We start from the raw sequence: 11311 nt of genomic DNA on the forward strand, positions 1-11311 counted from the left end.
TCCCCAGCCTTTTTTTACAAATAAAAGAATTTTTTCGCGATATTGTCCTATAAGGGCCTCAGAAAAAAAGGAATGTATTAGAAAAGATTAGGACAAACAACAAAAGCCGGGCATCATTCGCGACTTTTGTTTCCAAATAGAACCATCTTCATTCAACAAATTCTTTCATATTAATATGCTCAGCATCTCTGATGGGGAAGAAGAAAGAGAAGCCACATAAAAAAAGCACCCAAAAAGGGTGCTCAGTCCGCAAGCTCTGTCTGTTTCGTTTCTTTTCCAAGGACGAGAATGCAGATGACTGCGATCAGAATCGCCGCGCAAAAGACGGTGAAAATGGCAGTAAACGAGACGTTCCGGGCTGCAAGCGATCCGACGAGAAGCGGACCGAAGATGCCGCCGATTCTGCCGACGGCCGCCGTTGTGCCCGAACCGGTCGCCCGGATCGGCGCCGGATATTGCTCAGGTGTGTAGGCATAGAGCACACCCCACGCGCCGAGGTTAAAGAAGGACAACAGCATGCCGGCCGCCAGCAGCATTCCCAATGAGTCCGCCGCGCCGAAGAAATAAGCGCTGCCTGCCGTTCCCAGCAAATAAATAATTAAAATGCTTTTCCGCCCCGCTTTTTCAATCAGCCACGCAGCTGAGAAATACCCCGGAAGCTGGGCGAGTGTCATCAGCAGCACATATTCGAAGCTTTCAATCATGCTGAAGCCTTTCATCAGCATGACGCTCGGAAGCCACAAAAACATGCCGTAATAAGAGAACACGACGCAAAACCACACGATAGACAGCATCGCCGTCGGCCGCACATATTGTTTCGCCCAGACACTTTTGACTTGTGCCCTCACGCTTTTCTTTTGCGCCGATAATGGCTGATTCGCCGGCGATTCCGGGAGGCTTTTCCGCAAATAAAGCGCGTAAAATGCCGCAAGCGCCGTAATAAGAAGCGCGGTCTGCCAGCCGAACGCCGGGATTACGAAGTAAGAAATGAGAGCGGCAAGCAGCCAGCCGGCCGCCCAAAAGCTTTCAAGCAGCACGATGATCCTTCCCCGTTTCTCAGGAGCAGACGCTTCCGACACAAGCGTCGAAGCTACCGGAAGCTCTCCGCCAAGGCCCATGCCGATCAGAAAGCGCAGGATGAGAAAGGCCGTTAACCCCGTCGCAAATGCGGAAATGCCGCTCCCGACAGAAAACAATAACAGCGTGATCATGAACACTTTTTTCCGGCCGATCCTGTCGGCCAGTATTCCGAATAAAAAGGCGCCCGCCGCCATCCCGATGGAATTGACGCTGCCGATCCATTTCATTTGTTCCGGCGATAAATTCCAATCGGCGTGAAGCGCCGCGATAATAAACGATAAAATTCCGACATCCATAGCGTCAAACAGCCAGCCCATTCCGGCAATCGCAAGAAGCTTGCGCGGAGAAACAGGAGGTTGTTTTTTCATATTCAACACCTCAAATCGAAAATGATTACCGTCTAAGTTTACACCTGTCTTTACACATTGTCATTATATTTTTTCACGCAAAAAAACCCGCTTGCGCAAGGCGAGCGGGGTGCCGTTTAATTCTTTAATACGGCGTTTTTAATATTATCCTGAAGCTGGAGAATCCGTTTCGCGCCGTCTTCTCTGAGGCGTTTGTTTTCTTCCTCAATTTGTTTTGTTTCCTGCATGCCGCTGACGATTGTATTCCATGAAGATTCAATCGTTTCAATATCAATGCTCGGGCGGCCGGCCATCCGGGCAATCTCAACGCTTTGGCTGGAGATATTTTCCGCATTGCGTTTCAGCATTTCATTCGTCCGGCGGTCCAGCTCGCTCATTGAATCAGCCACAAGCTTTTGGCGTTTTACGGTGACGGCTTGAATAATGCCGTTTTTAAAGATCGGAATCGTGATGACGAAAGCGGAGTTAATTTTCCCGATCAGCTTCGTATTCCCGCGCTGAAGCAGACGGATTTGCGGGGCGGTTTGCAGCGCCACCATCCGCGCCATGTCTAAATCATATACGCGTTCTTCAAGCGCCTGAAGCCCGTTGCGCAGCGTATCGAGCTGCATTTGCGCAAGCTGGTTGCCTCCCGCCGCTTTTTCTTCATAGGAAGGGATGAGCGCCTGCATTTCCTCAAGCTTCATTTGGCCGGCAACGACATACTTTTCAAGCGCCATGTAATAGTTAATGTTGTTTTCATACATCTCATCAAGCGTCTGATTCGTTTTTGCCATTTCATCTTTGTATTTCGAAATTTCAACGTGGATCTTTTCAATTTCTCCGCCAAGGGTGCGGTATTTTTGAAAGATTTTTTCAATCATGCTGTTTCCGCGTTTGAACATCTTAGCCAAAAATCCTTTCGGCTCGTCGAAATCATTTTTGTCAAAACGGTCCATGATTTTTCCAAGCTGCGTCAGCATTGTGCCAGAATCCGTGACGCTTGTGGTTTTCATCATATTTAAGATGCGGTCGGAAAACTTCGAGATTTCAACAGCGGGTTCTTTCCCGTACTCGAGCAGCTCCATTTGGTTTTTCACGTCAATTTGCTGCGCTATGCGCTGCACCTCTGGATCTTGGCGCAGCTGCAGTCTGATATCGTCAGCTTTTTGTTCAGAAATCTCTTCCGTTTTATCAAGAACAAGCGGATTTTGGTTATCTGTCGTCATGTTTATTTACTCTCCCTGCTTTTGCGTAATGGTTCTAAACAGCTTCCTTACAAGTGACGGCTCCTTATATTCCTGCTGAAACACCATGTCCTCCAGCCAGTGGATGTCATATTGGCTCTCTTCTATAAAATGCTCAATGTCTTGATGACCGGGCGGATTATACAGGATGATGTCAACGCCGAATTCATTTAAAAACAAAAGAGCGGCCGCGTCCGAACGCGTCAATTCACCGCCGTGTTCCGTATGATACAGAAGCAGCTTCGGGACGGTCTGCGCGTAATCAAACGTTTGGATCAATTGCAGCAATGAAGCGGGAAGGTTTGCCGCTTGGCGGAACAAATAAATGCTGACATCCTTTTTCTGCTCCTGCGGCAGCGCCTTCAGCCCGGGATTTCTGCACATGTCAGACATCACATTGGCGATGGCGGTCTGCACGCCTGACGGCAGATGCTTATACTGCCAGATGTTGCTGTTTTTAAGCTTGTCCGCGTCAATGGCTCCTTCTTGATTCAGAACCTGGCTGTAATGATATTGATAATTGGATTTGAGTTCTTCTGTAAACGGAAACCGGCGGATCATGTGAGTTTCCTGATAATCCGCGACGGTATGAAGCCGGCTCCAGTATTCTTTCGTATCTTTTGAGACACCCATCACTTTGGCAAAAAGGTTCGGAATCACTACCTTATCTCTGTCCGCCTTAAATTGGGGACGGATGAACGCCCGCTCCTTCGCGATGAGAAATAATTCATCATATGTTGTTTTTAATGTCACCGACTGCGGAGTGTGTTCTCTGAACTGCCACGGCTTATACATCATGGATTCTTCATGATTCAGCACATGCTCAATTTCTTTCGTCGACCGATAGGCAACCGTGGATGTCCTGTCCGGCTTTTCTTTCGGAAAAGGCTGGAGGCCGTTTACAGCGGGAAGCCTGATCGTGAAGGTGAGCTCATGATCAGGGTCAATGATGCTGAACTGATCCTCTGCCGCCGGATGAAACAAAAGCACATCACAGCCGATCAGCATGACATAATAGAGAAAATAGAGCTGGCTTTTCGTCGCGTCTCCATACCACACCACCTTCGGCATCTCACGCTCTATATCGGCCTGTTCGAGCCAAGGATTCAGGTGGTTCAGCGAAAACTTTGACACATCTAAAAGCACCCGGCGGAAATCGGGATCGTTCAGGCCCTTTTCATGCCGGCTTGCAAAGGTTTCTAAAAGTGTCATGAATGCAGTTCTCAGGCGGCGGTGCATAAGGGGATGGGTATGTTTCGCCAGCAGCCGGGCCCCGTCAAGAAACGCAACAAACCGGGATACGGAAAGCCCTTTTTCTTTTTGATTGATCATATGGATGTTTTGAAGCGCCTGAAACGTTTCCGGCGCGATCGTTTTATCAAGCGTTTCGCTTAAAATATGGATGTTTTCATGAGCCGACAGCTCGTAAAGCTTATTGTAATACTCCGTCTCATCAAAAGGGGTGCCCAAAATCCGGCCGGCGAGCCGTGTAAAGGCGAGTCCGTTTTCCCGTTCATACGCGGGGCGCTCCGGCAGCGTTTGAAACAGGATGCTTTCCCAGTCATCGTTTTCCAGCTCGGCCTTATAGATCGCCAATTCTTCTTGCTTCATCATCTTCCTCCTTTCCGCTCTGTCATTACCGGTACAAAAAAGGAAGGAAATGAACTCTCCCTCCTTTTTTGTTTTATTCTTCTTTGGATGCAGCCGTTTGCTCCTGAACCTGCTTTTGTTTGTTGAAATAGTGAATAATAAAAGTCACCACAAACGCAGCGATAATAATCAGGAAGAACAAAGCGTGCGGCATTTCATAACCAAAGGCGCTCCCCGCCATTTTTACGGCAATAATCCCGATTAACACAAAAGCCGTGTTCTCAAGCTCAGGAATCTTATCAATTAAGACGAGGAATACTTTTGCGACTGTACGCATCATGAGAATGCCGAGCATACCGCCGATCAAGAGCACCCATACTTTTTCCGATACCGCAAACGCGGCCAAAATGCTGTCTACAGAGAAAGCAAGATCCATTAATTCCACTGAAATGACAGTGGCCCAGAAAATCCCGAACGTGCGGACCATCCATGAATTCTTCTTCATGCCTTCCGTATTGTCGTCCCCTTCTCCGATCCAGAAATGCTTAATGACGAGCCAAGCCAGGTACAGCGCGCCAAGCACTTTAATCCACCAGAACTTAATGAGCAGCATGCCGATCCCGATAAAGATGAAACGGAAAAGATATGCCCCGAACAATCCGTACGTTAATGCTTTTTTCCGCTGTTTTTCAGGCAGATGCCTTACCATAACCGCAAGCACTAACGCGTTGTCGGCCGACAGCAGGCCTTCTAAAAGAACCAAGGAACCGATCAAGCCCCACGATACAGGGTCAGTCAGCACCTCACCCCACATCTTCCAATCAAAAAAGGAAGCGTAGGTCGACATAATATGATGTAGAAAATCCAAGTTTTTTCCTCCTATTTAGAAAAACGGTAATTTCTTTATTACACCTGCAAGCCGTAATTCCGGCAAAGCGATGCAAGACCGCCGGAAAATCCGCTGCCGATGGCGTTAAACTTCCACTCGGCGCCGTGGCGGTACAGCTCACAAACGACAACAGCCGTTTCGATGGAAAAGTCCTCCCCTAAATCAAAACGAAGCAGTTCATTTTGATTGGCCTCATCAACGACGCGTACGAACGCGTTAGAGACTTGTCCAAAATTTTGGCTTCGCGCTTCCGCGTCATGAATCGTAACGGTGATGCCGATTTTTTCAATGTTTGCGGGTACTTTAGAGAAGTCAACGATAATCTGCTCGTCGTCTCCTTCACCTTCCCCCGTCCGGTTGTCACCCGTATGGATGACGCCGCCGCTCGGGTGCTCCAGATTATTGTAGAAAACAAAATCAAGATCGTTTACACAGTTGTCATTGGCATCGACCAAAAAGGCCGACGCGTCAAGGTCAAAATCATGCCCTCCGGAGTACTTATTCGTATCCCAGCCTAAGCCGATCACCGCTTTTGTAAGTCCCGGATTCGTTTTTGTCAGATCAACACGCTGTCCTTTCGCCAATTGAATAGCCATGCTGCATCTCTCCCTTCTGTGTTTTGTATCTTTTAACCGATTTGCAGGCCGTAGTCTGTCGCAATACGGGCCAGTCCGCCTTGGTAGCCTGAGCCGATCGCTGAAAATTTCCACTCGCCGTTATGTCTGTAAAGCTCACCTGCGATAATAGCAGTTTCAATTGAAAAATCTTCAGCAAGATCGTAGCGGATCAGCTCCTCATTTGTTTCTTCATTTACAATACGCACAAACGCGTTGGACACTTGTCCGAAGTTTTGGCCGCGCGTCTCCGCTTCATGAATCGTGATGACGAATGAGATTCTGTCAATGCCGGCCGGCACCGCGCTCAAGTTGACTTTCACGCTTTCATCATCGCCCTCGCCCTGTCCTGTCAGGTTGTCGCCTGAATGTGCGACAGAGCCGTTTCCGCCTTCAAGCTGATTATAGAAAATAAAATCATCAGGCGACGCGCATTTTCCTGCCGCATTTAAAAGAAAAACGCTTGAATCTAAATCAAAATCGTGTCCGCCGTCGTATTTATTCGTATCCCAGCCAAGGCCGACAACGACTTTAGAAAGGCCCGGGTTTGTTTTTGTCAAATCTACTTTTTGTCCTTTTGCCAATGAAATTGCCATGTTCACACTCTCCTTATTTGGTTTATGCGTATCGGTTGACGATATCGCCTATTTTTGTATCGTTTGTGCCTTCGCCTACAGCTGCGAATTTCCATTCGCCGTCCTGGCGGTAGATTTCAGCCGCGATCAGGCTCGTTCTCCCGGAATAGTTATCTCTTAAATTATAAGTGACCAGTTCTTCGCTGTTGGCCTGGTCAACGACGCGGATGAACGCGTTTTGAATCATTCCGAAGTCCTGTTTTCTTCTGACACAGTCGTAAATATTGACGACAAAGACAAGCTTATTAATGTGTGCAGGCACTTTCGCCAAATCTACGAGAATTTGTTCATCATCGCCGTCACCGTCTCCCGTCAGGTTATCACCGGTATGTACGACACCGCCGCAGCGGCTTTTCAGGTTGCCGAAATAGATGACGTTTTTACTGTCTGTCATTTTATCATGTTCAAGCATAAGTACTGAAGCGTCACAGTCGATATCAGCACCGCCTCCGCCGAACAGCTTTCCAAAGAAACCGCCGCCTGATGAGACCGGGTCCCAGCCAAGTCCCACCAACAGTTTTGACAGGCCGGCTTTTCCTTTTGTTAAATCAATCCGCTGTCCTTTTTCTAAAGAGATCGCCATATGATCCACTCCTATTCTATAAGGGTGCCTATAAGCACGTTACGTGTACGCATTTATTACGATTTTCCGGGACAAGCATCCCGGAGTTTAATTATATATACGTCTTTTATTATAGCAAAGTTTCATAAAACAAAAGAAATTTTGACGAAAAACCGCGAAAAAAACCGACCCATATTTGCCTTGGTTCTGGAAAAAATAAACGGCAGACAAAGAAATTGACGGCAGCGAATGATTTTTCCTATCCTTGTATCAATACAATTTGAGAAAGGGGCAGTCAAGTGATTGAATTAAGCATACTTGATCAGGCGCCTGTATCCAAAGGAAACGGGCCTGCTGATACGCTCCGGCATTCGGCAGACCTCGCCCGCCTTAGTGAAGGCTTGGGCTATAAGCGGTACTGGTTTGCTGAACATCACAGCACAAGAGGGCTGGCGAGTGTTGCGCCGGAAATTATGATGGCTCATATTGCGGCTTGCACGAAATCAATCCGCGTCGGCTCAGGAGGAGTTCTTCTGCCGCAGTACAGCCCATATAAAGTTGCGGAAACGTTCCGGCAGCTAGAGGCGCTGTATCCGAACCGGATTGATCTCGGAGTCGGACGCTCACCGGGCGGCACGACAAAAACCCGGCTTGCCCTGACTGACGGGGTCAAGAAAAGCATGACTGAGTTCAACAGGCAGCTTCAGGATTTGTCTTACTTTCTGACAGATTCGATCCCGGCAGATCACGCTTATTCAGGAATTAAAACAGCGCCGCTTATTGAAACGGCGCCGGAGCTGTGGGTGCTCGGCCTCGGAGAAAACAGCGCCAGACGCGCGGCTCAGCAGGGGGCGGGCTATGTATTCGGCCATTTCATCAATCCGGAACGCGGAGAGAAAGCCTGCCAGGTCTATCGGGACAGCTTTCGAGCCTCCGCCCATTTCGCCGCTCCCGCTTTGCTGTTTGCCGTTTTTGTCATCTGCGCAGCCACGGATGAGGAAGCCGAGGAGCTTGCATTAAGCCAGGATTTGTGGCTGCTTCGCGTCGGGAAGGGGACGGACAGCCGCGTGCCGGATATTGAAGAAGCCAAAGCATATCCGTATTCGCAGGCTGACCGTAAGCAAATAGAAGAAAACAGGAAGCGGATGGTGATCGGCTCGCCGGCGACAGTAAAACGCCGTCTGCTTGAGCTTGCCGAACGATATGGCACAGAAGACATCATGGTGCTGTGCAACGTTTTTGATATTGAAGCGAAAAAAGAAACGTATAAACGGCTTGCCAAGTTATTTCTATAAAAAACCGTTAAAACGGCGCAGCAGTTTCCAGAGACAGACAAACTGCTGCACCGCATTAACGGCGATTTTTTCGTTCTTTTTCTTTTTTTATCACATTCCAAATCCCTTGAAGCATAAATCCGAGCAAGAGCAGAATGATTAACAGCAATGTGATTGAAGGTCCCGGAGGCGTTCCGAGCTGGTAGGAAGAGGTCAGCCCCGTGAACACACTGAACAGAGAAATGATAATCGCTGCCGCAAACACCCATTTAAAGCCTTTGGCGATACGAATGGCAAAGGCTGCCGGCAATACGAGCAGCGCAGAAACAAGCAAGACGCCAATAATCGGGATAATAACCGAGATCGCAAGCCCCGTCACGATGCTGAATGACATCGAAAGCAGGTTCGTATTAATGCCGGACGTCTTAGCGGTCGCTTCATCAAAGGTGAGCAGATACAGCGGCCTGTTTAAAATAATGAAATAGAGCAAAATCAACAGGGTAATGCCGCCGATGATATACACTTGCTGCTGGCTGACCGTCACAAGCGAGCCGAATAAGTACTGGTCTATGCTCATCGCCGACCCGCCTTTTGACAGGCTGATCAGAAACATCGCAAATGACAGGCCGGCCGCCATTAAGATTGCGATAGACACTTCTGAATATGTACGGTATGCCCGCCGCATGTATTCAATACCAATCGCCCCGATGGTGACGATGACGATACTTGCCGCCGTAATATTTGTACTGAGAAAAAAACCGATGGCAACCCCCGACAATGAAATGTGTGACAGCGTATCCGCCATCAGCGCCTGTCTTCTCAATACGAGATATACGCCTAATATCGGCGCGATAATGCCGATCATGCTTCCGGCTAGAAAAGCTCGTCGCATGAATTCCAAGTCAAACATTTCCATCCGCCTTTTTCCCCCCTCTCAAGTCTTATTACTTTATCCAAGTATTGCTGTACTTCATTTTGTTCATGTGTCACCATCACGACGGTGCGATTGTGGTTTTTCACCTGATGGTGCATAAATTCGTAGAAGCCCTGTCTGCTTTCGTAATCCACCGCAGTTGTCGGTTCATCAAGCATCAGCAGATCAGGATTGCTCGCAAGCATTCTCGCAATGCAGATCTTTTGTTTCTGCCCTCCTGAGAGATCTCCGATTTTCCGGTGGCGAAGCTCCCACATTTCCACCATTTTCAGCGCATTTTCTACTTCATGATGATCCGTTTCATTCAAACGCTTAAACCATTTTCCTTTCGTATAGCGGCCTGACTGCACAAGCTCGAGGACCGTACTCGGGAATCCCGCGTTAAATGAAGAAATCTGCTGGGGAACATAGCCGATTGTCAGGCGTTTGCCCGCTTCATTTTTTTTGCTGATCACGGCCGTGCCTTCCCACGGTCTCAGCATGCCGAGCATCACTTTCATCAGCGTCGATTTTGACGCGCCGTTCGGGCCTGTAATGCCGACGAATTCGCCGCTTTCGATGTCCAGCGACACGCCGTCCAGTACAGGTGTATGAGAATAACCAAAAACGATATCCTTTAATGAGACGAGATTCATGCTGACCTTCCTTTCCCGCATAGAAATAGTGTGCGCCCTGCGGCGCACACTATGTTTATTTAACCAATAGCGAATCTTTCAGTGCATCAAGGTTTTTCTCCATAATGTCGATGTAACCTATGCCTTTATCCCGTTCTTTTTGGCTTAAACCTTCCAGTGTATTGAGCACTTCCGTTTTCGCGCCAATTTCACCGGCAAGTGTATTTGCAACTTTAGGCGAGGCGACTTCTTCAAAATAAATGATCTTCACATCATGCTTTTTCGCAAACGTTTTAAGCTCGGCTAATTTGGCTGCGCTCGGTTCTTCTTCAGGAGACAGGCCTGCAATCGCAACCTGTTTTAAACCGTATTCCTTGGCAAGGTAGCCGAATGCCGCGTGCTGTGTGATCAATTCTTTTTTCGCCGCTTTATTTAGTGTTGTACGGTATAGTTTATCAAGATCTTTCAGTTTTGCAATATATTCTTCACTATTTTTCTCATAGTATGCCTTGTTCTTCGGATCTTGTTTGACGATTTGCGCCGTAATGTTTTTGACTTCTTTTTGTGCCAGAACCGGACTGAGCCATACGTGAGGGTCCATGCTATGGCTATGGTCGTGGCCGTGCCCCTCTTCCTCTTCATCCGATCCTTCTATTAAATCAATGCCTTTTGACGCCTTTACAAACGCCGCGTGATCGGTGCCCATGCTTTTTTCCGCTGACGGAACCCACGTTTCCATATACGTGCTGTTATAAACAAAGAGATCGGCGTTTTGAATGCTCGCGATATCCTTCGGGGTCGGCTCCCAATCATGGGGTTCGACCGAAGACGGAATGAGCATGTCTACATCGCCTTTGTCTTTTACGATTTGTTTCGTGAATTCGTACATTGGATAAAATGTCGTCACGACGTGCAGTTTGCCGCTTTTTTTATCTGAAGACCCTGATGACCCTTTAGACGATGAGTTGCCGCAAGCCGCAACGACTAAAAAGCATGCCGCAATGATCATAAAGCCGCTCCATTTTTTAAACATGATGTATCCCCCTATTCCGCAAATCAGAATGATGACGATTTTTAAAGTGTAATTCGACGTTCGTTTTTCTTTCCTTTACAATAATAAAACGAAGTAATTACGCTTTGCAAGATATTTTTTTGAAAAGGGAAGATTTGCCGGGTGAACTTCAATTTATTTAAATTCGGCATCGCCAAAGCAAAAGGAAGCGCCCCGTTACAAAAGAAATGAGGCAGTCATTCGCCATCACGTGTTCCTCCTTTTTTTTAAAGACTATTTCCTTTGTTCCCCTTTCCAAACAAAAAAAGAGAAGGTTTCCCTTCTCTCAGGCTGTCGAGAAAATCTCGACAGCCTTTATTTTTCCCTTAAAATATCCATTCCTCCATTTTATAATAGAGAAAAGACTTCAAAAGGACGGTGTCTTTCTCATGTTTCACACAAGAAATTCTTCTCAAAACGCAGCCGAATTTGTTCTTCTCGACCAACTTGTCGAAGAGGATCATCTCCTTCGAA

Annotated in this window: 11 protein-coding genes; 1 reads left to right on the forward strand and 10 read right to left on the reverse strand. The window is 47.7% G+C overall.

The features are described from left to right. Positions 1-242: 242 nt before the first annotated feature. From AXI59_RS10130 to AXI59_RS10160, 7 genes are all read right to left on the reverse strand, one after another. Positions 243-1448, reverse strand: coding sequence for an MFS transporter (locus AXI59_RS10130; RefSeq protein ID WP_061528097.1), 1206 nt, complete (start codon positions 1446-1448; stop codon positions 243-245). Positions 1449-1564: 116 nt separating this feature from the next. Beyond that, positions 1565-2656 (reverse strand): toxic anion resistance protein, encoded by a 1092-nt coding sequence (locus AXI59_RS10135; RefSeq protein ID WP_061519986.1) that lies wholly within the window; start codon positions 2654-2656, stop codon positions 1565-1567. Between the two features lie 6 nt (positions 2657-2662). After that, a complete protein-coding gene (locus tag AXI59_RS10140; RefSeq protein ID WP_061519987.1) occupies positions 2663-4285 on the reverse strand; it encodes a YceG family protein in 1623 nt (540 codons plus the stop codon). Between the two features lie 73 nt (positions 4286-4358). Beyond that, positions 4359-5132, reverse strand: a complete 774-nt coding sequence (locus tag AXI59_RS10145; RefSeq protein WP_061519988.1) for a TerC family protein — start codon at positions 5130-5132, stop codon at positions 4359-4361. Positions 5133-5170: 38 nt separating this feature from the next. Next, the gene (locus AXI59_RS10150) at positions 5171-5749 is read right to left on the reverse strand and encodes a TerD family protein (protein WP_061519989.1); all 579 of its coding nucleotides are present in this window, start codon (positions 5747-5749) and stop codon (positions 5171-5173) included. Positions 5750-5781: 32 nt separating this feature from the next. Continuing rightward, a complete protein-coding gene (locus tag AXI59_RS10155; protein ID WP_061519990.1) occupies positions 5782-6363 on the reverse strand; it encodes a TerD family protein in 582 nt (193 codons plus the stop codon). Between the two features lie 22 nt (positions 6364-6385). Then, a complete protein-coding gene (locus tag AXI59_RS10160) occupies positions 6386-6985 on the reverse strand; it encodes a TerD family protein (protein ID WP_061528098.1) in 600 nt (199 codons plus the stop codon). Positions 6986-7263: 278 nt separating this feature from the next. On the opposite strand from AXI59_RS10160, the gene AXI59_RS10170 reads away from it, so the two are divergent. After that, positions 7264-8259, forward strand: coding sequence for an LLM class flavin-dependent oxidoreductase (locus AXI59_RS10170; RefSeq protein ID WP_061528099.1), 996 nt, complete (start codon positions 7264-7266; stop codon positions 8257-8259). Positions 8260-8314: 55 nt separating this feature from the next. Here the strand turns inward: AXI59_RS10170 and AXI59_RS10175 are convergent, their stop codons facing one another. The 3 genes from AXI59_RS10175 to AXI59_RS10185 are packed head-to-tail and all read right to left on the reverse strand — an operon-like array spanning position 8315 to position 10819. After that, positions 8315-9154 carry a metal ABC transporter permease gene (locus tag AXI59_RS10175; protein WP_061528100.1) on the reverse strand — a complete coding sequence of 280 codons (840 nt, stop codon included), beginning with the start codon at positions 9152-9154 and terminating at the stop codon, positions 8315-8317. Next, positions 9112-9807 carry a metal ABC transporter ATP-binding protein gene (locus AXI59_RS10180; protein ID WP_061519995.1) on the reverse strand — a complete coding sequence of 232 codons (696 nt, stop codon included), beginning with the start codon at positions 9805-9807 and terminating at the stop codon, positions 9112-9114. The genes AXI59_RS10175 and AXI59_RS10180 overlap by 43 nt, the downstream gene beginning before the upstream one ends. 55 nt (positions 9808-9862) lie before the next feature. Further along, positions 9863-10819, reverse strand: coding sequence for a metal ABC transporter substrate-binding protein (locus AXI59_RS10185; RefSeq protein WP_061528101.1), 957 nt, complete (start codon positions 10817-10819; stop codon positions 9863-9865). Positions 10820-11311: the final 492 nt, after the last annotated feature.

It is taken from the genome of Bacillus nakamurai (genome assembly GCF_001584325.1).
Classification (GTDB): Bacteria; Bacillota; Bacilli; order Bacillales; family Bacillaceae; genus Bacillus; species Bacillus nakamurai.